The sequence below is a fragment of the Serratia liquefaciens genome (assembly GCF_027594825.1).
GTDB classification, from domain to species: Bacteria; Pseudomonadota; Gammaproteobacteria; order Enterobacterales; family Enterobacteriaceae; genus Serratia; species Serratia liquefaciens_A.
This window is the reverse complement of record NZ_CP088930.1, coordinates 553948-573472: the sequence shown is the minus strand read 5'-3', so window position 1 is coordinate 573472 and position 19525 is coordinate 553948. Positions and strand designations below refer to the sequence as shown.

The window sequence follows — 19525 nt, the reverse complement described above, 5'->3', positions numbered from 1 at the left end:
TGGTATACTGGCGTAATATATATCCATACGTATGTATTGAAAAGAGGGTTTCTCAATGGGACGTCAACGCAGCATCGATCGTGACAAGGTTCTGGACGTGGCCGAAGAGATTGTCGCCACGCAGGGCGCCGCCGGGCTGACCATTGACTCCGTCGCCAGGGCCATGGGGATTTCCAAAGGTGGGGTGCAGTATTGTTTTGGCAGCAAAGACGCGCTGATTGATGCGATGTTCGATCGCTGGGGGAAGGCCTATGAACGAGTCTTCGACGAGATTGCCGGCGAAAATCCCTCGGCCAGCACGACTGTTAAGGCGCATCTACAGGCAACCAGGAGCTCCGATCAGGCCTCCAGCGCCAAGGCGGCGGGGCTGATGGCAACCTTGATCCAAACGCCGGAGCATCTGGACAGCACGCGTGAATGGTACCGTAGTCGGATCGCCGGACTGGATTTAGCCACTGAGGAAGGCAAGCGCGCGCGGCTGGCATTTTTGGCCACCGAAGGGGCATTTATGCTGCGTTACTTTGGCTTGATGGAGATTGACCCGGCGGAGTGGGATGCCATGTTTGCGGATATGCAGGCATTGATATTGCAAAACGCCGAGAGTCGCTGAACCTTTTTAGTGGATCAGGATTAACGCGGCCTGAGTTACCGCCGCGTTAATACGTCACTTAAGTTTTCAGGCGTTATTTGTAGGCCACGGCATTGATGGTTTCGAAGGAGGTTTTCCCTTCGCGGCCGATAATGACATAGTATTTCCCGCCTTTTTCATCCACCGCTTTGGACAGTCTTGCGTGATCGATACCGACGGTATCATCACCGTCTTGCGAAATGGTGACTGGGCCAATTTCGGTATGCTTTGCCGCTTCTTCCTTGGTGATTTCAATGGCGGCCATGGAAGAGAAGGAGGTGAATGCCAGTACTGCCAGCAGATATTTGGTTGCTTTCATCGCTGTTCCTTTTACACAGAGCAAGAGGGAAAAGTCCAAGTATTGACTACGGCTAAAGTGTAGGTCAGAGAAGTGAAGTTTCCACGCGGGGGCTAAAAATAAGCGGTTCAGGCTTTGCCTATTGCACCGATAGATGGCGAATTCAGCGGCGAAGGGAGTATGTTTATCGAACAAGATATCCCTCGAAGAACCCTTTAGCCAGCCACTCCGTGCTGGCTTTTTTTTGTCTGCGATTTAACGGGTGGATGCTAAATGGCTAAAATCAAACTTCCCTATTGGTGTCGCTCGCTCTGCCAGTGTTAACAACCCACCGCGGCGAAAAAGCAGCGGGTTGTCATTAAAGTTAGAACACTTGTTTGAAGGGTTTTACCGTCACATCGGCATAAACTCCAGCTGCGACGTAGGGATCTTGTTCCGCCCAGGCTTGTGCGTCCGCCAGCGAGGCGAACTCTGCAATAACGGTGGAGCCGCTGAAACCGGCGCTGCCCGGATCGTTGCTGTCGATGGCGGGGTTGGGGCCGGCAACCACCAAACGGCCTTCATCACGAAGAGTCTGCAGGCGCGCCAGGTGCGCAGGGCGTACCGACAGGCGGTTTTCCAGTGAGTTGGGGACGTCTTGCGCGTAGATCAGATACAGCATGTTTCACCTTTAAAATCATTGCTATAGAACGGTAAATTTAAAGTAACGCAAAAGACGAAACAAGGGAATGCCCGCCCGCTGGAATTTAGCCACGGCTGGCGCTTATGCCTTGAAGCCGCTAGTGTTTATTCGTATAGTGCGGCCGCGTGATTCATTGGACAAGGTTTGTGAGGTAGAGAAATGACGGAACTGGTTAGAGAGAAACTCAACTTGCCTGAGGGCAAAAGCAAACTGCTGCTGCACTCCTGCTGTGCTCCCTGTTCCGGTGAGGTGATGGAAGCCATTCAGGCCTCCGGTATCGAGTACGCCATTTTCTTCTATAACCCGAACATCCATCCGCAAAAGGAATATCTGCTGCGCAAAGACGAGAACATCCGTTTTGCCGAGCAGCACGGCGTCCCCATTATTGACGCCGATTACGATACCGATAACTGGTTTGCCCGCGCCAAAGGGATGGAGCATGAACCCGAGCGCGGCATCCGTTGCACCATGTGCTTCGACATGCGTTTCGAACGTACCGCGCTGTATGCGCACGAAAATGGTTATGACACCATCTCCAGTTCGCTGGGCATCTCGCGCTGGAAGAACATGCAGCAAATCACCGACTGTGGCGTGCGTGCGGCAGAAAAATATCCGGATCTCGAGTATTGGGATTACAACTGGCGTAAAAAAGGCGGCGCGTCGCGAATGATCGACATCAGCAAGCGTGAGCGCTTCTACCAGCAGGAGTATTGTGGGTGCGTTTATTCACTTCGTGACACCAACCTGCACCGCAAAGCTCAGGGCCGACCGCTGATCAAACTGGGCGTGCTGTATTACGGCGATGAAGAATAACGCCACATTGATGAAGAATAACCCGCTACGGCGGGTTTTTTGGTTTTGGCGGCGGTAAATCAGGTTAATGAAGCGTGTAAAAGCCTCAGTGAAAAGGCAAATGAAAGGTTAATATCCCCATGAGTTTGCAGGTTTTAGCGATGAATAACGACGATTAGAGCGATAGTTTGCCATTCGTTATTGAATATGATTGCTATTTGCATTTAAACTTGGCGAACCAGAGGAAACAGAATCATTATGCCGCTAAAAAAGATGTTCCTTAATCGCCGTTTGTCCGTGCCGATTGTCCTGTCCGTTGGCTTACATAGCGCCCTGGTGGCGGGTCTGCTCTATGCTTCTGTCAAAGAAGTCATGGAGTTGCCGAAACCTGAAGATGCGCCAATCAGCGTCATGATGGTCAATACCGCCGCGATGGCGGAGCCGCCACCTCCGGCGCCGGCCGAGCCGGAGCCAGAACCGCAGGTGGAGCCTGAACCCGAGCCGGAACCGGAACCGATCCCGGAGCCGCCACCGAAGGCAATACTGAAACCTGAGCCGGTAAAACCTAAGCCGAAGCCAAAACCTAAGCCTAAGGTCGAAAAAACGGTCAAGCGTGAACCGCAAAAAACTGAGCCGCGTGAGCCTTCGCCGTTTGAAAATAAAGAGCCGGCCAAGCCCATCGACAAAGCGCCAGTGAAGCAGGGGCCGGCAGCGCCGGTTCAAGGGAATTCGCGTGATGTGGGGCCGAGACCAATCAGTCGCGCCGATCCGATTTATCCGCCACGCGCCAGAGCATTGCAGATTGAAGGCAATGTACGAGTGCAGTTCGATATCGACAGCGACGGCCGTGTGAGTAACGTGCGCATCCTGTCTGCGGAACCCCGCAATATGTTTGAGCGTGAGGTGAAACAGGCATTACGTAAGTGGCGTTATGAAGCCAAAGAAGCGAAAGATCGTACCGTGAATATTCGCTTTAAAATTAACGGCACCACGGAAATGGACTGACCGGCAGGTTAGGGTTAATTAAAGACAAGGGTCGCTTCGGCGGCCCTTTTTGCTGTCTGAAATTCAGTATGCGTACCTTCCTTCGGCAATACGCCTTATTAACACTAAAAGGTGTAACGATAAACCTTAATGAGTTCTGCTATATAAAACCTGGCTCACTGCCTTTGAGAGTCAAACTCACATCCTATCCTCACATTCTGAGCAAAAGCCGATCGTTATCTCACTTCACGCAACATTAACGCTCATTTAACTTAATTGTGAACCCGATCACTTCAACTTGTCGTCACATAAAACAAAATAAAATGGTGTAACGTTAAACCTTTTCGGGGAAAACCATGAGTTCTTACCAAGCCACCTTACTGTCTGTCTCATTTATGACCTATATGGTGATGGCCGGTCTCCTCACTCAGATAGGCATTGTCATTAAACCGATGTCTGTCTATCTGGGTATGGGCATCACGGACGCCGCAGCGATGTTTTCTTACCTGACCGGCGGCACTCTTTTGGGAACGTTCATTTCGATGGCGGTGTATTCCCGATTTGAGATCCGCCACATCCTGCGCATCACCTACGCCATTTTTCTGATTGTGCTGGCCGCGTTGGTGTTTCTGGATGTCAGAAATCCGTTTGTCGTCTCAGGCTATCTTTTTATTCTGGGCACCTGCTGCGGCACCGGCTTGTCGGGCGGCGCGGTGCTGATATCCAAGGTTTTCAACGAAAACAAACGCGCTTCTGCCTTTATCGCCACTGATTGTGCTTTTAGCGCCTCCGGTTTTATCTTTCCCTCGATGGCGACGATGATCGTCGCCGCCAATATGCAATGGACCACCGCCTACGGATTGGCGGGCGTGATTGCCGCGCTGGTGTTTATCAGCACCTTTGTTTTGCGCTATCCCAAAGAGGACCTGGCCGAAAGCCGCGATGGTGATGCTAACGCCAATAATCGTGGTTTTAACTTCCGAGAGATCATGACTCCCAGAGTGGTTTTAATGGGGTTCGCGCTCTGTGTCTATCTGTTCGCCCAGAGCACTTTCCTGACCTGGTCGCCCAGCTATCTGCAGCAGGCGTTTGGTTTGTCAGCGGCGCAGTCCGGTGCGGCCGTAGGCAACTATTGGGGGCCATCCGTGTTTGGTTTGATCACCGCGGCCGTCCTGGTGAACAGGATCCCGGCGCGGAAAATGCTGGTGGCAGTCTCTCTCATCGCCATTGTGCTGACCTTTTACTTAAGCATGACCCCCAGTCCGAAAGTGTTCCTGACCCTCACCCTCGGCTTCGGTTTCCTGACCTCGTGCGTTTATAAATTAGGCATTTCCGTTGGCTCGCAACAGGTTAAGAATTCCCCGGCGGTGCTGGTCACCTTCTTACTGACGTGCGGGACGGTCGGCAGCACGGTTTCACCGGCCTTGTCTGCCGCCATAGTCGAAAGGTTCGGCGTGGCCAGTGCGATGTTGATGACGGCGCTGGGCTTTACCACCGTGTGTATGGCCATCGTTGCCTGTCTGCTGCTTGAGAAGATTGAAAACACCAAATCCACAAAGGAAATATATTCATGAAGAAAAAAGTCATTTTTGATACGGACCCCGGTATTGATGACAGCATGGCGATACTGCTGGCGCATGCCAGCGAGCAGATAGAACTGGTGGGGATCACCACGGTTTTTGGCAATGCCACTATCGAGAATGCCACAAGAAATGCGTTGTATATCAAGCAGAAATTTGGTCTGACAGCGGATGTCGCCATGGGCGCAGATACCCCGCTGGTTGTCGCGGCAGGTGAGCCAACCACCTTTGTGCATGGGCACAATGGTTTGGGCGATATCGATATCCCCGCAGGGGATTATCAGGGCATCGATAAGCGAGCGGCCCATGATTATATTATCGACACCCTAAAAGCCCATCCTGGCGAAATCACGCTTATCGCCGTAGGCAGGCTGACCAATCTGGCCCTGGCGGTTGAAAAGGACCCCAGCATTGCCGGTCTGGTCAAAGAGGTGATTATCATGGGCGGGGCATTTGGTCATAACGGCCATAGCGGCAATGTGACCCCCTTTGCGGAAGCCAATATCATCGGCGACCCGCATGCGGCCGACAAAGTGATGACCACTAACTGGCCGGTGACTGTCGTTGGGCTGGACGTTACTCAGCAAACGGTAATGACCAGCGAATATATTGATCGACTACGCTTGGATTCAACACGCTACGGTGAGTTCATTTATCGCATAACGCGTTTTTATGCTGATTTTCACCAACGGGAAGTGGGTATGGAAGGGTTTTATGTGCACGACTCTTCGGCCATTGCCTATGCGATTGCCCCTGAGCTGTTCGACGTCAAAGTCGGCGCGATACGGGTCATTACCGAAGGGCCCGCCATCGGACATACCCTGCTTAAAGAGGGGGTGAAACGTTATCCGATTGATGAGTGGAGTGGGAAACCGAAGCAACGTGTTTGCGTTCAGGTTAATCACCAGGGGGTGCTTGACCTTTATATGGCGACGATGGTGGAGAGAGGGGCCCTTTAGTTTCTGTAATCTACTTGCCGAAATCGACGGGCTCACTGACCGATCCCCGGACAGCCAGGCTGGGCGTTATGGATATGATGGCTTTACTCCCTGGGGTGGACATTTTCATGGTCAGCCCTTCCAGGGCCTGGGAAGCAATGTCGTCCAACGGAATGCGAACCGTCGTGAGTGACGGGAAAGACAACAGGGACATTTCTATATCATCATAGCCCATGACTGAAAGCTCTCTGGGGATCTTCAGGCCCAGCTCGTTCGCCGCATTTTGTACGCCAATGGCCATTAAATCGTTGTGACATATAATGGCCGTTGGTAGCGCCGCGGAGGAAAAAAGCTGATACATGGCCTCAACGCCGCTCTGATAGGTGTAGTTTCCTTCGATATAGTCGACAGAATCTTCAGGCAGGTTAAATTCCCCCAGAGCTTTTTTCAGACCGGCGATACGGTTTGTCGTGGTCTTTAACGCTTTGGGGCCGGTAACACAGGCAATTTTTTTGTGGCCTTTGGACAGCAAGAACCTTCCGGCTATGTAGCCGCCAGTCTCATTATGTAAATTGAACTCTGTCCCTCCGCACAAACTCATCACATCACCGATATCGAAAGCGATAGCCACCACCGGCACCGCATGGATCTGTTTGATTACGGTATCAATCTTGTCACGTTTCAACGAGATGAGGATGATGCCGTCCACGCGGCCAGACATTAAATTAATGTAGGTGTGCAAATCCTCTTTATCGGCATGGCGGAAGCAGGAGATAACGGTAAAGTCCTGCTTGAAGCATTCATTTTCCAGCTTGAAGAACAGCTCGGAGAAAAAGGGGTTTTGGTCGACGATCGAAATGATGCCAATGCTTTTTAAACTGGCGGCGTTTTTCTTGAGTGAGGCGGCCAAGGCATTGTGTCGGTAGCCGGTAGCCTGAATGGCTTCCAGAATGTTCTGCCGGGTATCATCTTTTAGCTTTTTTTTATTATTAATAAAATTAGATACGGTCGTTACAGAGACACCGGCATGGAGTGCAACGTCTTTAAGGGTAGCCATTCTCTACTTATAACCTCAATTTTATGCCACAAGATGAATTGATAGGCGGAGCACTGACCAAGATACCGATAGGCCGACTCGGGTGTCCCTCGTCGTGAGGGTACCCGGTTGATTATACACAAGCAAAATCAAGATACAGGCCTTTAACCGCCAAAAGGCGTTATTGAAACTTGATGATTAACCTGCGGCAATAAAAAAGCCCGATGGGGGCATCGGGCTAATTGAAAACGAATTTTGTCGCTACGGCTTATTCGTCGAAACCTACACGGAAATTCATTTTGCCGTCGGGCAGGGCTCGTGAATTGCCTTCGTCGTCCACCGCGACATAGGTAAATACTGCCTCGGTTGCGCGGTAACGCTGGCCTATCGGGGCGGAGGACACTTTCTTGACCCACACTTCGATATTGATGGTGATAGAGCTGCGGCCGGTACGGATACAGTGCGCATAGCAACATACCACATCACCCACGGCGACAGGTTTCAGGAAGGTCATACCATCGACGCGTACTGTTACTACGCGCCCCTCGGCAATTTCTTTTGCCTGAATAGCGCCGCCGATATCCATCTGCGACATCAGCCAGCCGCCAAAAATATCACCGTTGGCATTGGTATCTGCCGGCATCGCCAGCGTGCGCAGCACCATTTCGCCACTGGGTAAAGGTCGTTGTTGAGTCATAGCTGTCTGCTTATCAAAGAAGGGATTTCACTATACTGCCCGTAGCAAGCACTACGGGCATTAACAATTTTGTAACTATTTTTTCTGTTCTTCCGGCATGTGCCGATAAATATAAACGCCGCTGAGCAAGGTAAATACCAGCGTCAGCGCCGTCAGGCCGAACACTTTGAAGTTGACCCAAACGCTTTGAGGCAGCCAGAAAGCGACGTAGATGTTCGCCAGGCCGCAGACCAGGAAGAACACTGCCCAGGCCAGATTAAGGTTGTTCCAGACTTTATCCGGCAGTGTCAGCTCTTTTCCCAGCATCCGCTGCACCAACGGCTTCTTGAGTACCAGTTGACTGATCAGCAGTGCCAGCGCGAACAGCGTGTAGATGATCGTTACTTTCCATTTGATAAACAAATCGTTATGGAACACCAACGTCAGGGTGCCGAACACCAGCACCATCAGGAAGGTGATCAGCGTCATCTTCTCGATTTTGCGGTATTTGAACCAGGTGAACACCAGCGCCAGGGCGGTGGCGACAATCAGTGCGCCAGAAGCCACGTAAATATCGTAGAGCTTATAAAATGCAAAAAAGACAATTAGCGGGAGGAAATCAAGAAACTGCTTCATAAATCAATCCATCATCTGTTCATCGGCCGACTATACCGGATTTGGCGGGTTCTGTGTACCGCTGGGAAGCGCTGATTATCGGCGTTTGGCCAGCGGATTTCCGCCGTGAAAGCAGGAATTTGCATAAACTTACGATTGAGGTCGCGAGTTCGCGGCGGGTGGATTGCCAGCGCGGCATTGGCATCGCATGATATGCCCAATAATAGCCGGATAATTTATAACGGAAAACAGGTTATGCAGTGGAAATCTCTCCAGGCGCTAACGCCCGGTTTGACGCATTTATTAGGGTATCAACGCAGTTGGCTTAAACCGGACATTCGTGCCGGCCTTTCCGTTGCCGCCGTAGCATTGCCGGTGGCAATTGCCTATGCCGAATTGGCCGGGGTTAGCCCGGTAGTGGGGCTTTACTCCTGTATTTTGCCGATGGTTGCCTATGCCTTTTTCGGTTCTTCACGCCAGCTGATTGTCGGGCCGGATGCCGCAACCTGCGCGGTCATTGCCGCGGTGGTGACGCCGCTGGCGGCGGGCAATATGGAGCGCCACTGGCAGCTTACCATCATGATGACGGCGATGATGGGCGCCTGGTGTCTGTTGGCCAGTCGTTTCAAACTGGGGGCGCTTGCCGACTTGCTCTCCCGGCCGATACTCAGTGGGCTGCTCAACGGTGTGGCAATTACCATCATGGTCGATCAGATTGGCAAAGTGCTCGGCTTTGGCGTGCATCCGGCACAGTTGATTGAGCGAATCTATGCTTTACCTAGCAATCTGATGCACAGCGATGTCTTGACCATGGCGGTTTCACTGCTGACCCTGGTTACGTTGCTCGGGTTCAAAAAGTGGCGGCCTAACTGGCCGGCGCCGCTGTTTGCCATCGTTTTGGCGACCTTTGTTACCTGGGCGGGTGGGCTGCAGCAGCACGGCGTAGTGACGGTAGGCGGTTTTAGCGGCGTATTGCCGATAGTGCAGTGGCCGGATTTCCAGCCGGGTTTGCTGCGCGATATGGTGATCCCGGCGCTTAACCTGGCGGTCGTGAGCTTCGTCAGCATGATGCTGACCGCCCGCAGCTTTGCCGCCAAGAACGGTTATGAGGTGAATGCAGACGCGGAATTCCGGGCACTGGGACTGGTGAATATTGTTTCGGCGTTATCGCAGGGGTTTGCCATCAGCGGGGCGGATTCGCGCACGGCTGTCAATGACGCCAACGGTGGCAAGAGTCAGCTGGTTTCGATCATCGCGGCAGGGGTGATTGCCTTCGTATTGCTGTTCCTGATGGCTCCGTTGCAATTTATTCCGGTGGCAGGGCTGGGGGTGGTACTGATGTACGCCGCCTGGTCGCTGTTGGATATTCGCGGCATCTGGATCATGCGGCGTCGCAATGCGCAGGCCTTCAGGTTGGCGATGTTTACCTTCCTTTGTGTACTGCTGGTGGGGGTGATCAGCGGCATTGGTCTGGCGGTGTTACTGGGGCTAATGCAGTTCTTGCGCACGGTATTCCGCCCGACGGAGCAGCTGTTGGGCGTCAATGACGAAGGCATGATCCACTCGATGGGCAACAATAACGGCATCAAGGCGGTACCTGGCGTGATGATGTACCGTTTCAACTCGCCGCTGACCTATTTCAACGTGGCGTATTTCAAACGGCGGATCCTGAACCTGGTCGATGGCACGCCGTTTCAGCCGCGTTGGGTGGTGGTGGACGCCGTTGCCAGCTTTACCCACGCCGACATCAGCGTATTGGCGGCAATCGATGAACTGAAGCGTGACTTGTTACAGCGTAACGTTAAGCTGGTGTTGGCGGGAAGACGAACCGAACTGACGCGCTGGTTCCGCATCAACCGGGTGGGGCGCGATCGGGAGTTAATACTGGTACCGGATTTGTACCTGGCGCTGAAGCTGATCCAAAGCAAGGAGCAGGCGGAGCCGCCCACCATCCCATAAACCAAAAGGCACGCCGAAGCGTGCCTTTTTTGCAGCCTATCGCAAGATTAGCTGCGCAGCAGCATATACAGGCGGAACAGGTAAATCAGCAACAGGGCGGAAACCAGGTTGCTCAGCGCCGTCAGCACCACGCTGGCGACGTTCGGGGTCAGCACCGACAGGTGGCTCACCATAAACAGCACCAGCAGCTTGGCCGCCAGCCACAGCATCATTGCCGGAACAATCACGCGCGCATTGGCGAAAGCCAGTTTGCAGCTCAGTTTGATCGAAGCGAATACGCCTTTCTTGTCGGCGGTGGTGATCACCGGTGCCAGCGAGAAGGCGATCGCCATAATCACACCCGGCACGACAAACAGCGTCAGGCCCAGCTGGATCAGCAGCGTGCAAATAAACAGCAGCAGCAGCAAACGCGGAAGTTCCGGTGCGGAAGCCCCGATAGCGCGCAGGGCGCTCAGGCGTTGCCCCTGAGAAACCAGGCGAACCAGCGTCAACATCCCGCCGACCAGCAGCACGTTACCCACTAACGCGGAGAAAGTGGCGGCGGCTGATACCTTCAATAACACCATCTGCTGCTCAGGCGTCATTTGTTGAATGATTTCCTGGATCCCCATACCGGCGGATGCAGCAAAGTCACCTTCCGTTGCGCTCAGGATCTTCAACTGCTCGATGTCAGGGCTGAAAACCTGATTGAGCAGCACAGAGATGAACGCGGTCAACAGCGCCAGTATCAGGATACTGGCCAGTTGGTTACGGAAAAAATTAAAACTGTCACGGTACAACGTGTTGGCCGTGATGGGCATGCAGACTCCTTGGCATCGAGAAACAGAGATAAATCAAAATCAGTGGGCGATTGTACCCTGTTCCACGTCGCTGTGGCACCCCGCGAATTGCACTACGGCTATTTCTTCGTCGATCCTCTCGTTCGGCAAAGGCAGCGGTAGAGGAACCGGCAATGGCGGCAGGCCATAACGTTCGCGAGCGCGGTCACACGCTTCATTACGCAGGCCATTCTCTCCCGACTGATCGAACTCACGGCAGGGGCTGGGGCGATTAAGATAAATAGAACAGGAAACCGCTTTGCCGATTTCACCGTCGAGTGCGGTGCAGCGTGGGGACTTGCTGTTGGTCCCCTGCATACAGCGCAGGAAGGGGGTTAACGGCTCGGTAAGGGATAAAGGAACCACGCCGCCGCCATCATCCGCTTCGGCCCAATAGAATGACACTCGAAAATAGCCGCAGCATGCGCCGCAGCTGACACAGGGATTTTGAATTTCGCTCATCTTGATTGCCCGCCGACTCCTTACGACACCAACCAAAACCAACACGGAAGATGAAATTACGCAGCGGCGTTTTTTTTAGCAACTGGAATTTAAACATGTAAATAATTTGCAACAAAAAGCGTTTTTTGATTCAGATCAATTCTCGATTTATTAGCCTCTTAGGTAACCTTGTTTTTAGTAGGAATTAAAATTTTTACACATAAGATGTGATCTCGATGGGATCATAAATACCCGTAAGTAGGTATATTCCCCCTGGATGATAACCACACAAATGGAATGGACAATGAAAAAGACAACTCTGGTGGTATTGGCGGCGATGATGGCCCCTATGTTGGCAAGTGCGCATCAGGCAGGTGATTTTCTTTTCCGTGCAGGTTCTGCGACCGTACGACCAAATGCCGGATCGGATGATGTCCTCGGGCAGGGCTCATTCAGCGCCAATAATAATACCCAGCTTGGCCTGACCTTCGGCTATATGGTCACGGACAATATTGGTGTCGAACTGCTGGCTGCTACGCCGTTCCGCCATAAAGTAGGCCTGAACGGTTCTGCGGTGAACGGTGATATCGCTACGGTGCACGACTTACCGCCGAGCCTGATGGCGCAGTATTACTTTGGCGACAAGCAGGACAAACTGCGTCCGTATCTGGGCGTGGGGGTTAACTACACCACCTTCTTCGATGAAAAATTCAACGACAACGGCAAAGATGCCGGGTTGAGCAACCTGAGTTTGAAAGACTCCTGGGGCGTAGCCGCGCAGGCGGGGCTGGATTACAACCTGGATGAGCACTGGATGCTGAACATGTCAGTCTGGTGGATGAACATCGAAACCAAAACGCGCTTTGACGATGCGGCCGGTAATCACCACAGTATCGACACTCGCTTGGATCCATGGGTGTTCATGTTCGGGGCTGGTTATCGTTTCTGATAGCTGTGGAACAGGGAGGCGCATATAGCGCCTCCGTTTTTTTACTTGATCTGCATGACGTTCTCGACGGATTTCACACCCGCTACGCCACGAGTTACCTGCACTGCACGGTTGGCATCGGCGCTCGAGGTAACAAAGCCGCTCAATTGCACACGACCTTTAAAGGTCTCGACGCTGATTTCGGTAGATTTGATGGTTTTATCCGCCAGCAGCGCTGACTTAACCTTGGTCGTCACTACCGTGTCATCAATATAACCGCCAGTCCCTTCAGATTTCGCTGTTGGCGCGCAGGCACTCACTGCGAATGCCACAACGGCAGCCATGCATAAGACCGAAAGGGTTTTAAATAGCTTCATAAATTACTCTCCATGCAATGTTATTGTTGAAACTACATTCGGGTTTTCACCTGAAGACGTAGCGCACCCCTAAAAAAGAAATGCCCGACGCGCAACGCTAAGTGTGAGTCAAAAATGGGGTTTGTTCAAACTTTAGAAGTAAAAAAATTGCACAACTTTGAGGGGAAACAAGATGTTACCGGCGGACGCATGCGCTGCGCCCGCCGTGGGTGTTTTACGCTCGGGTAGCCGCTTTCATTTCACGAGTAAAACTCGCCAGTTTCGCCAGCATTTCTGTCGGATTGGCTTGATTCTGCTCGATAATTTTTACGATAGCCGAACCGGATATCGCGCCGGCCGCGCCGGCCTGCAACGCATCGCGTACCTGCGCCGGCTCGGAAATGCCAAACCCTTGCAGCGGCGGTGCCGCATGGTATTCACGCAATTTGCTGACCAGATGGTGGAGCGGTAACTGGGCGCGGCTCTCGGTACCTGTTACGCCTGCACGTGATAACAGGTAGGTGTAACCCCGGCCGTGTGAGGCAATCTCACGCAGTAAATCGTCGTCTGCATTTGGCGGGCAGATAAAGATAGGGGCGATACCATGGCGCGTTGCCGCTGCGCGGAAGGGAGCGGACTCTTCGTAGGGCACGTCGGCAATCAGCACCGAATCAACACCGACTTCGGCGCAGCGTTGGTAAAAGGCATCGATGCCTTTATGGAACACCAGATTGGCGTACATCAGCAGGCCGATAGGAATAGTCGGGTGTTTCTGGCGAATTGCCGCCAGCATTTCGAAGCACTGGGTTGGCGTCACGCCTGAAGCGAAGGCGCGCAGCGCAGCACTTTGAATGGTCGGGCCGTCGGCCAGCGGATCGGAAAACGGAATGCCCAGTTCCAGCGCGTCGGCACCGGCTTCCACCAGGGTATCGACGATCTGCAGTGAAAGCGCCGGGTTCGGATCGCCGAGGGTAACGAACGGGACGAACGCGCCTTCTTTCTTATCTGCCAGGCGGTTGAACAGTTGTTGGTAACGTTCCATCAGATTTCTCCCCGTGCTTTCAGAATGTCGTGAACGGTAAATATGTCTTTGTCGCCGCGGCCGGACAGGTTAACCACCAGAATCTGTTCTTTTTGCGGCGTTTCACGGATCATTTTCAGCGCGTGCGCCAGAGCATGGGAAGACTCCAGCGCCGGGATAATTCCTTCGCTACGCGATAGCGCTTTGAACGCGTCCAGCGCTTCGTCATCGGTAATGGACACGTATTCAGCCCGGCCGATGCTGCTCAGATAGGCGTGCTGTGGCCCTACAGAGGGGAAATCCAGCCCGGCGGAAATCGAGTAGGATTCTTCGATCTGGCCTTCTGACGTCTGCATCATCGGCGCTTTCATGCCGAAATAGATGCCCACGTGGCCGTGCTTGAGTGGTGCGCCGTGCTGACCGGTTTCAATACCCAGACCGGCAGGCTCGACGCCGATCAGGCCGACGCTGGTGTCATCGATAAAGTCGGCAAACATGCCGATGGCGTTGGAGCCACCGCCAACGCAGGCCAGAACCGCGTCCGGCAGACGGCCTTCGCGTTCCATCATCTGTGCTTTGGTTTCTTCGCCAATCATGCGCTGGAATTCACGCACGATAGTGGGGTAAGGGTGCGGACCCGCAGCGGTACCCAGCATGTAGTGGGCGATTTCGTAGCTGCCAGACCAGTCGCGCAGCGCTTCGTTACAGGCATCTTTCAGCGTGGAGGAGCCGCTGTGAACCGGGATCACTTCCGCTCCCATCAGGCGCATGCGGAAGACGTTGGGTGACTGGCGCTCGATATCTTTGGCGCCCATATAAATGCGGCACTTCAGGCCGAGCAGGGCACAGGCCAGCGCGGAAGCAACGCCGTGCTGACCGGCACCGGTCTCGGCGATGATTTCGGTTTTTCCCATGCGCTTGGCCAACAGCGCCTGACCCAATACCTGGTTAGTTTTGTGCGCGCCACCGTGCAGCAGATCTTCACGTTTCAGATACAGCTTGGTTTTGGTACCGGCAGTGAGGTTTTTGCACAGCGTCAGGGCGGTTGGACGACCGGCGTAGTTTTTCAACAGGTCGATAAATTCAGCCTGGAATTCCGGGTCGCGCTGGGCGCTGACAAAGGCTTCTTCCAGTTGTTTTAAGGCCGGCATCAGAATCTGCGGCACATATTGGCCACCAAATTCGCCGAAGTAGGGGTTAAGCAGCGTCATTATAGTTCCCGTTATTATCCGTTAATCATATTTAGTAAGCGCGCAGGGTCTGGAACACCGCCGCCAGGCGGGCAGGATCCTTAATGCCGGGCTGGCTCTCAACGCCGGAATTAAAGTCCAGACCGGCGCAGCCGAGTTTGGCTGCGTCAACACAGTTGTCTGCGCCGAGGCCACCGGCCAGCATCACGTTTTCCAGGTTTTCGCCGTGCAATACCGACCAGTCGAAACGCTGGCCGGTGCCGCCCGCGCCGTTATCCAGCAGATAACGGTCAACGTGCTGCAAATCGCGCTGCGGTAAATGGTCTTTTACGCTCAATGCTTTCCAAATCTGGCACTCGGCAGGCAGTTCGGCGCGCAGGGCGCTGATATAGGCCTGATCTTCCGACCCGTGCAGTTGCACCGCTTTCAGCCCCAGACGTTCGACGGTCTTAACCAGGGTCTCTACCTGCGCGTCGCAGAATACGCCGACATATTTCAGCGGGGCACCATAGATAACCTCACGGGCGCGGTTAATATCGACATAGCGCGGTGAACGCCCGACGAAAATCAGCCCGCCATACACCGCACCGGCCTGATAGGCCGCGCTGGCATCCTGCGGACGGGTCAGCCCGCAGACTTTGTTGTCGCCCAGGATCACCCGGCGTACGGCGGCGCGGAGATCGGTTTCCGACATTAATGCGCTGCCAATCAGGAACCCGTTGGCAAAATGGCTCAGTTCGCGGATCTGAGCGTAATTGTTGATGCCGGACTCGCTGATCACCGTCACCCCGTGTGGGACGCGAGGCGCCAACTGGCGGGTGCGATCCAGATCGATACTCAGGTCGCGCAGATCGCGGTTATTGATACCGACCACGCGCGCTTCCAAAGCAATGGCCCGTTGCAGCTCTTCTTCGCTGATCACTTCGGTCAGCACGCCCATGTTCAGGCTATGCGCTACCGCAGCCAGTTGACGGTACTGATCGTCGTTAAGCACCGACAGCATCAGCAGAATGGCGTCGGCCTGATAGAAGCGAGCCAGGTAGATCTGGTACGGGTCGATAATGAAGTCTTTGCACAGCACCGGCTGCGTCACCGTTTTGCTGACCAGAGGCAGGAAGTCAAAGCTGCCCTGGAAATATTTTTCATCGGTCAGTACCGAGATCGCCGAGGCGAAATCTTTGTAGACCGAAGCAATCTCCACGGGATCGAACTTCTCGCGGATCAACCCTTTGGAAGGGGATGCCTTTTTACATTCAAGAATAAACGCCGTTCTGGCACCCTGCAGCGCGTGATAAAAGCCACGTTCGCTGGGGACGATTTCATTTTGAAAACTGGCCAGTGGCTGTTGTTGCTGTCGTGCTGCGACCCATTGCGCTTTATCACGAACAATCTTGTTGAGCACGGTTTCCTGCATCATTTATCCTCTTGCTGCCAGTGCGGTTACGCGCTCGTAAGCTTTCCCGCTGTGAATCATGTCCAGTGCCTGCTGCGCGTTTTGGCGCAGGTCTTCATGCCCGAATAACTTCAGCAGCAGCGCCACGTTAGCGGCCACCGCGGCGGCGTGCGCCGGGTCACCTTTACCTTGTAACAACCTTGCCAGAATGTCACGGTTTTCTTCCGGCGAACCGCCCAGCAGGGCCTCCAGCGGGTAGCGTTGCAGCCCGAAGGATTCTGGCGTCAGCTGATAGCTTTCAATTTCACCGTTGTTCAGCTCTGCCACGTGGGTCGCGGTATGGATCGCCACTTCATCCATGCCACCGCCGTGCACCACAGCGGCCCGTTGGTAACCCAGCACGCGCAGGGTTTCGGCAATCGGCAGCACCAATTCCGGGCTGTAAACGCCGATCAGCGCCAGTGGCGGACGCGCCGGGTTAATCAGCGGGCCCAATACGTTGAATACCGTACGGGTTTTCAACTGTTGGCGTACCGGCATCGCATGGCGGAAACCGGTGTGATACTGCGGCGCGAACAGAAAGCATACGCCCAGGTCATCCAGCGCTTGGCGCGCCTGTTCCGCCGGTAAATCCAGACGAATGCCGAACGCCGCCAGCAGATCGGATGATCCTGACCGGCTGGAAACGCTGCGGTTGCCGTGTTTTGCCACTTTGGCGCCGCACGCCGCCGCCACAAAGGCGCTGGCGGTGGAAATGTTAATGCTGTTGGTGCCGTCACCGCCGGTGCCGACGATATCGGCAAACGGGTAGTCCGGGCGTGGGAACGGCAGGGCATCGGCCAGCAGCGCTTTAGCAGCGCCGGCGATCTCTTCCGGACGTTCGCCGCGAATTTTCATGCTGATCAGCGCCGCGGCCAGTTGGCTTGGCTCCAGCTCACCGCGAACAATGGCGCTGAACAACTGCTGGCTTTCCTGCTGGTTCATCGACTCTGAGCGGTACAGTTTTTCAAGAATAGTTTGCATCGTCGTTTCCTCTCGTTATTTCGCCAGCGCCCAGGCCAGAGTTTGCTCAAGCAAACGCGCGCCGTGAGTGGTCAGGATAGATTCCGGATGGAACTGGAAACCGCATACGCGATGCTTGTCATGACGGACTGCCATCACCATATCGCCGAAGTGGGCGTTAACAGTGAGTTCGGCCGGGATATTGCTGCCGACCAGTGAATGATAACGGGCCACCGGCAGGGGGTTCACCATACCGGCAAACATCCCTTCGCCATCGTGGCTGATGGCCGATGCCTTGCCGTGCAGGATTTCTCCAGCCTGGCCGACGTGCCCGCCATAGGCTTCGACGATTGCCTGATGGCCCAGACAGATGCCGATAATCGGTAACTGGCCGCGCAGGCGCTGCAACAGCTCCGGCATACAACCGGCTTCTGCCGGTGTGCCCGGGCCTGGAGACAGCATCAGCACCGGCTGGGTCAGCTGCTGCAGGCGCTCGATAATCACCTCGGCAGAAATTTGGTTGCGATAAATCACCACCTGGTGGCCGCTGGCGCGCAGCTGATCGACCAGGTTGTAGGTAAAGGAATCAACGTTATCGAGCAGTAAGATATCGGCCATCAGAACACCTCCTTGGCCTGGTGCGCACTGGCAATGGCGCGCAGCACGGCACGTGCCTTATTACGGGTTTCATCGGCTTCCGCCTGGGGTACAGAATCCAGCACTACGCCGGCGCCGGCTTGCACGGTGGCAATGCCGTCTTCAACATACGCGGAACGGATGACAATACAGGTATCCAAATCGCCGGTGGCGGTGAAGTAACCCACGGCGCCGCCGTAGCTGCCGCGTCGGGTACCTTCGGACGCGGCAATCAACTGCATGGCGCGCACTTTAGGTGCCCCGCTCAGGGTGCCCATGTTCATGCAGGCCTGATAGGCGTGCAGTACGTCAAGGTCAGCGCGCAAGGTGCCGATCACTCGGGAAACCAGGTGCATCACGAAAGAGTAGCGGTCCACTTTGGTCAGATCGGCCACGTAGCGGCTGCCGGCCTGGCAAATACGCGCCAGATCGTTGCGCGCCAGATCGACCAGCATCAGGTGCTCGGCCAGCTCTTTATGGTCAGTACGCATTTCCAGCTCGATACGGCTGTCCAGATCCAGGTCCAGCGAACCGTCGGCACGGCGACCGCGTGGGCGGGTACCGGCAATCGGGTAGATTTCAATCTGGCGGTTGTTGGCGTCGTATTTCAACGCACTTTCCGGCGATGCGCCGAACAGGGTGAACTCGTCATCCTGCATAAAGAACATATAGGGGCTTGGGTTGTTGTCCTTCAGCGTCTGATACGCGGCCAGCGGGGCCGGGCAGGGCAGAGAGAAACGACGTGATGGCACCACCTGGAAAATTTCACCCTGACGAATGGCCTGCTGCAGCTCGCTGACCACGGCACCGTATTCTTCATCCGTCTGGTTGCAGCTCAGCTGCATGTTTTCCAGCTTCTGGTGCGGAATGGGCTGCGGGGTCTGTTTCAATTGAACCTGCAGCTGTTCCAGGCGCAGCTGTAAGCGCTGCTCCTCGGCCGGGTCGGCTGTGAACACGCTGGCCTGCAGACGGGCAACGCCGCGTTGGTGATCCAGCACTAGCAGGGTTTCCGCCAGATAGAAGCAGAAGTCCGGGCAGCGCTGATCCTGACGCAACGCCGGCAGATCTTCGAAGCCGGCGACCAAATCGTAGGCAAACAGGCCGCCGAGCATAACGGCTTCACGTTCGTCGGCGGGCGAGTCCACCAACGTCAGCAGGGTGCGCAGTGCGTCAAATACCGATAGCGAACGCAGGCGAGCATCTTCATCCTGGATAGCGTCAATCGGCGGGAAAGTCAGTTCCCGGCCGTTAGGGCGCACCTGAATCTGTACTTCGGGCGGCAGCGCCTCATCCAGCAGCGGCAGCATTGCCGCACCGTTGGCGGTCAGTGCCTGCAGGGTAACGATGCGACCGAGCGCGGTGATGCGCAGGGCACTGTCGATCACCAGCAGGCTTTGCAGGTTTTGCTTGCTGTTGATTTCAGCGGACTCCAACAGCAAGGTCGCCGGGCGAGCGCCGCACAGCTGGTGGAAAATGGTGGTCGGATCGCCCCGGTAACTGGCCTCCGCCTTCAGTAACTTAAGTTGTGGTTTGATGTTCATCATGGGTATTC

Annotated in this window: 19 protein-coding genes and 1 pseudogene; 7 read left to right on the top strand and 13 right to left on the bottom strand. The window is 54.6% G+C overall.

What is annotated here, in order from left to right; translation table 11 throughout:
- Window positions 1-55 precede the first annotated feature (55 nt).
- The gene (locus LQ945_RS02520; RefSeq protein ID WP_270102201.1) at window positions 56-610 is read left to right on the top strand and encodes a TetR/AcrR family transcriptional regulator; all 555 of its coding nucleotides are present in this window, start codon (window positions 56-58) and stop codon (window positions 608-610) included.
- A 73-nt stretch (window positions 611-683) separates the two neighbouring features.
- Here the strand turns inward: LQ945_RS02520 and LQ945_RS02515 are convergent, their stop codons facing one another.
- Window positions 684-947, bottom strand: coding sequence for a hypothetical protein (locus LQ945_RS02515; protein ID WP_269935145.1), 264 nt, complete (start codon window positions 945-947; stop codon window positions 684-686).
- Window positions 948-1290: 343 nt separating this feature from the next.
- Complete coding sequence (locus tag LQ945_RS02510) at window positions 1291-1587, bottom strand: YciI family protein (RefSeq protein ID WP_269935147.1); 297 nt, start codon at window positions 1585-1587, stop codon at window positions 1291-1293.
- A gap of 180 nt (window positions 1588-1767) precedes the next feature.
- On the opposite strand from LQ945_RS02510, the gene LQ945_RS02505 reads away from it, so the two are divergent.
- The 4 genes from LQ945_RS02505 to LQ945_RS02490 all read left to right on the top strand — a co-directional run bounded on the left by LQ945_RS02505 (window position 1768) and on the right by LQ945_RS02490 (window position 5923).
- Window positions 1768-2421 (top strand): epoxyqueuosine reductase QueH, encoded by a 654-nt coding sequence (locus LQ945_RS02505; RefSeq protein WP_020827168.1) that lies wholly within the window; start codon window positions 1768-1770, stop codon window positions 2419-2421.
- A 237-nt stretch (window positions 2422-2658) separates the two neighbouring features.
- Window positions 2659-3405 (top strand): TonB system transport protein TonB, encoded by a 747-nt coding sequence (tonB, locus tag LQ945_RS02500; protein WP_044551690.1) that lies wholly within the window; start codon window positions 2659-2661, stop codon window positions 3403-3405.
- A 374-nt stretch (window positions 3406-3779) separates the two neighbouring features.
- Window positions 3780-4958, top strand: coding sequence for an MFS transporter TsgA (tsgA, locus tag LQ945_RS02495; protein WP_270102200.1), 1179 nt, complete (start codon window positions 3780-3782; stop codon window positions 4956-4958).
- Window positions 4955-5923 (top strand): nucleoside hydrolase, encoded by a 969-nt coding sequence (locus LQ945_RS02490; protein ID WP_270102199.1) that lies wholly within the window; start codon window positions 4955-4957, stop codon window positions 5921-5923. The genes tsgA and LQ945_RS02490 overlap by 4 nt, the downstream gene beginning before the upstream one ends.
- 10 nt (window positions 5924-5933) lie before the next feature.
- Here the strand turns inward: LQ945_RS02490 and LQ945_RS02485 are convergent, their stop codons facing one another.
- The 3 genes from LQ945_RS02485 to LQ945_RS02475 all read right to left on the bottom strand — a co-directional run bounded on the left by LQ945_RS02485 (window position 5934) and on the right by LQ945_RS02475 (window position 8250).
- Window positions 5934-6959 carry a LacI family DNA-binding transcriptional regulator gene (locus tag LQ945_RS02485; RefSeq protein ID WP_044551683.1) on the bottom strand — a complete coding sequence of 342 codons (1026 nt, stop codon included), beginning with the start codon at window positions 6957-6959 and terminating at the stop codon, window positions 5934-5936.
- Between the two features lie 247 nt (window positions 6960-7206).
- Window positions 7207-7635, bottom strand: a complete 429-nt coding sequence (gene yciA / locus LQ945_RS02480) for an acyl-CoA thioester hydrolase YciA (RefSeq protein WP_020827163.1) — start codon at window positions 7633-7635, stop codon at window positions 7207-7209.
- A gap of 75 nt (window positions 7636-7710) precedes the next feature.
- Window positions 7711-8250, bottom strand: a complete 540-nt coding sequence (locus LQ945_RS02475) for a septation protein A (protein WP_044551680.1) — start codon at window positions 8248-8250, stop codon at window positions 7711-7713.
- Between the two features lie 234 nt (window positions 8251-8484).
- On the opposite strand from LQ945_RS02475, the gene LQ945_RS02470 reads away from it, so the two are divergent.
- On the top strand, window positions 8485-10188 hold the full coding sequence (locus tag LQ945_RS02470) for a SulP family inorganic anion transporter (protein WP_044551677.1): 1704 nt from the start codon (window positions 8485-8487) through the stop codon (window positions 10186-10188).
- Window positions 10189-10235: 47 nt separating this feature from the next.
- Here LQ945_RS02470 and LQ945_RS02465 read toward each other — a convergent pair whose 3' ends face one another.
- Both LQ945_RS02465 and LQ945_RS02460 read right to left on the bottom strand, forming a co-directional pair.
- Window positions 10236-10988 carry a YciC family protein gene (locus LQ945_RS02465; RefSeq protein WP_044551674.1) on the bottom strand — a complete coding sequence of 251 codons (753 nt, stop codon included), beginning with the start codon at window positions 10986-10988 and terminating at the stop codon, window positions 10236-10238.
- A gap of 39 nt (window positions 10989-11027) precedes the next feature.
- Window positions 11028-11468, bottom strand: a complete 441-nt coding sequence (locus LQ945_RS02460; RefSeq protein WP_269935153.1) for a YkgJ family cysteine cluster protein — start codon at window positions 11466-11468, stop codon at window positions 11028-11030.
- A gap of 283 nt (window positions 11469-11751) precedes the next feature.
- Between LQ945_RS02460 and ompW the strand changes: the two genes are divergently transcribed.
- Window positions 11752-12396 carry an outer membrane protein OmpW gene (gene ompW / locus LQ945_RS02455; protein ID WP_020827158.1) on the top strand — a complete coding sequence of 215 codons (645 nt, stop codon included), beginning with the start codon at window positions 11752-11754 and terminating at the stop codon, window positions 12394-12396.
- 41 nt (window positions 12397-12437) lie between these two features.
- On the opposite strand, the gene LQ945_RS02450 is transcribed toward ompW, so the two are convergent.
- The 6 genes and pseudogenes from LQ945_RS02450 to LQ945_RS02425 form a co-directional block, all read right to left on the bottom strand.
- A complete protein-coding gene (locus tag LQ945_RS02450) occupies window positions 12438-12752 on the bottom strand; it encodes a BON domain-containing protein (protein WP_020827157.1) in 315 nt (104 codons plus the stop codon).
- A gap of 214 nt (window positions 12753-12966) precedes the next feature.
- On the bottom strand, window positions 12967-13773 hold the full coding sequence (gene trpA, locus LQ945_RS02445; protein WP_262242651.1) for a tryptophan synthase subunit alpha: 807 nt from the start codon (window positions 13771-13773) through the stop codon (window positions 12967-12969).
- The gene (trpB, locus tag LQ945_RS02440; RefSeq protein WP_270102198.1) at window positions 13773-14963 is read right to left on the bottom strand and encodes a tryptophan synthase subunit beta; all 1191 of its coding nucleotides are present in this window, start codon (window positions 14961-14963) and stop codon (window positions 13773-13775) included. Before trpB ends, trpA begins: the two co-directional genes overlap by 1 nt.
- Window positions 14964-14994: 31 nt before the next feature.
- Window positions 14995-16356, bottom strand: a complete 1362-nt coding sequence (gene trpCF, locus LQ945_RS02435; RefSeq protein ID WP_270102951.1) for a bifunctional indole-3-glycerol-phosphate synthase TrpC/phosphoribosylanthranilate isomerase TrpF — start codon at window positions 16354-16356, stop codon at window positions 14995-14997.
- 3 nt (window positions 16357-16359) lie between these two features.
- A pseudogene (trpD, locus tag LQ945_RS02430) lies at window positions 16360-17955 on the bottom strand (bifunctional anthranilate synthase glutamate amidotransferase component TrpG/anthranilate phosphoribosyltransferase TrpD).
- A complete protein-coding gene (locus LQ945_RS02425) occupies window positions 17955-19517 on the bottom strand; it encodes an anthranilate synthase component 1 (protein ID WP_182822985.1) in 1563 nt (520 codons plus the stop codon). Before LQ945_RS02425 ends, trpD begins: the two are co-directional and overlap by 1 nt.
- Window positions 19518-19525 lie beyond the last annotated feature (8 nt).

Bases quoted from the DNA above. Each gene is read 5' to 3' on its own strand.
- LQ945_RS02460 (WP_269935153.1), bottom strand. From the start codon at position 11,468: ATGAGCGAAATTCAAAATCCCTGTGTCAGCTGCGGCGCATGCTGCGGC.
- trpB (WP_270102198.1), bottom strand. From the start codon at position 14,963: ATGACGCTGCTTAACCCCTACTTCGGCGAATTTGGTGGCCAATATGTG.
- LQ945_RS02505 (WP_020827168.1), top strand. From the start codon at position 1,768: ATGACGGAACTGGTTAGAGAGAAACTCAACTTGCCTGAGGGCAAAAGC.
- LQ945_RS02470 (WP_044551677.1), top strand. From the start codon at position 8,485: ATGCAGTGGAAATCTCTCCAGGCGCTAACGCCCGGTTTGACGCATTTA.
- LQ945_RS02465 (WP_044551674.1), bottom strand. From the start codon at position 10,988: ATGCCCATCACGGCCAACACGTTGTACCGTGACAGTTTTAATTTTTTC.
- tonB (WP_044551690.1), top strand. From the start codon at position 2,659: ATGCCGCTAAAAAAGATGTTCCTTAATCGCCGTTTGTCCGTGCCGATT.
- LQ945_RS02510 (WP_269935147.1), bottom strand. From the start codon at position 1,587: ATGCTGTATCTGATCTACGCGCAAGACGTCCCCAACTCACTGGAAAAC.
- LQ945_RS02515 (WP_269935145.1), bottom strand. From the start codon at position 947: ATGAAAGCAACCAAATATCTGCTGGCAGTACTGGCATTCACCTCCTTC.
- LQ945_RS02485 (WP_044551683.1), bottom strand. From the start codon at position 6,959: ATGGCTACCCTTAAAGACGTTGCACTCCATGCCGGTGTCTCTGTAACG.
- LQ945_RS02425 (WP_182822985.1), bottom strand. From the start codon at position 19,517: ATGATGAACATCAAACCACAACTTAAGTTACTGAAGGCGGAGGCCAGT.
- tsgA (WP_270102200.1), top strand. From the start codon at position 3,780: ATGACCTATATGGTGATGGCCGGTCTCCTCACTCAGATAGGCATTGTC.
- ompW (WP_020827158.1), top strand. From the start codon at position 11,752: ATGAAAAAGACAACTCTGGTGGTATTGGCGGCGATGATGGCCCCTATG.
- LQ945_RS02520 (WP_270102201.1), top strand. From the start codon at position 56: ATGGGACGTCAACGCAGCATCGATCGTGACAAGGTTCTGGACGTGGCC.
- LQ945_RS02450 (WP_020827157.1), bottom strand. From the start codon at position 12,752: ATGAAGCTATTTAAAACCCTTTCGGTCTTATGCATGGCTGCCGTTGTG.
- trpCF (WP_270102951.1), bottom strand. From the start codon at position 16,356: ATGCAGGAAACCGTGCTCAACAAGATTGTTCGTGATAAAGCGCAATGG.
- yciA (WP_020827163.1), bottom strand. From the start codon at position 7,635: ATGACTCAACAACGACCTTTACCCAGTGGCGAAATGGTGCTGCGCACG.
- trpA (WP_262242651.1), bottom strand. From the start codon at position 13,773: ATGGAACGTTACCAACAACTGTTCAACCGCCTGGCAGATAAGAAAGAA.
- LQ945_RS02490 (WP_270102199.1), top strand. From the start codon at position 4,955: ATGAAGAAAAAAGTCATTTTTGATACGGACCCCGGTATTGATGACAGC.
- LQ945_RS02475 (WP_044551680.1), bottom strand. From the start codon at position 8,250: ATGAAGCAGTTTCTTGATTTCCTCCCGCTAATTGTCTTTTTTGCATTT.